This window comes from Photorhabdus tasmaniensis, from assembly GCF_011189505.1.
GTDB classification, from domain to species: Bacteria; Pseudomonadota; Gammaproteobacteria; order Enterobacterales; family Enterobacteriaceae; genus Photorhabdus; species Photorhabdus tasmaniensis.
In genome coordinates this window covers 1-547 of sequence record NZ_PUJU01000204.1, presented here as the reverse complement: position 1 = coordinate 547, position 547 = coordinate 1, and the positions used below count along the sequence as shown (strand labels likewise).

At 47.7% G+C, this 547-nt stretch carries 1 pseudogene; it reads right to left on the bottom strand.

The window, feature by feature from the left end:
- Positions 1–547: pseudogene (locus C5471_RS23555) on the bottom strand (hypothetical protein); the annotation flags it as partial.

Sequence of the window (547 nt, the reverse complement as noted above, 5' to 3'; positions counted from 1 at the left end):
CCTTCTACCAGATAATATTTAAAACCCGCCTGAATATTCGTTTCCGCCCTAATCGCCAGCGTACCCCTGACGCTATCCCCCAATTGGAATTCCATCTCCCGCTCTTCATTGCTGGCATATTTAAATGACAGATTTAACGCCCCTTCCAGCACCATATCTAATTGCGCCCCCAGATAAGCACCATCCCGCCCATCATCTACCGCCGCCTTTCCTTTTAATCCCTGCTCCCGAATAAGCGCAATTAATTTCTCAACACCGAATGCCGTGGCAAATGCCTGAATTAAATCCAGCCGCAATTTAATCCCCATCAGCGGCGATAACGCCACCGAAACCGCCTGTTCAAAATACGCCCCATTGCCATGTGCAGCATTTACCAGTTTACTGCCGCCGCTTAAGGCGATTTCCGGCGTCTGGATTTCCATATCCAGCAGTCTTATTTCCTGGCTGCCTTCACGAGAAAACAGTGTTTGCAGCATATCAACTGCCTGAAAACCTTTATTCACTAACCCCAGTTTTTTGCGCTTTGTTTTAAACGCCTCTTTCAGTT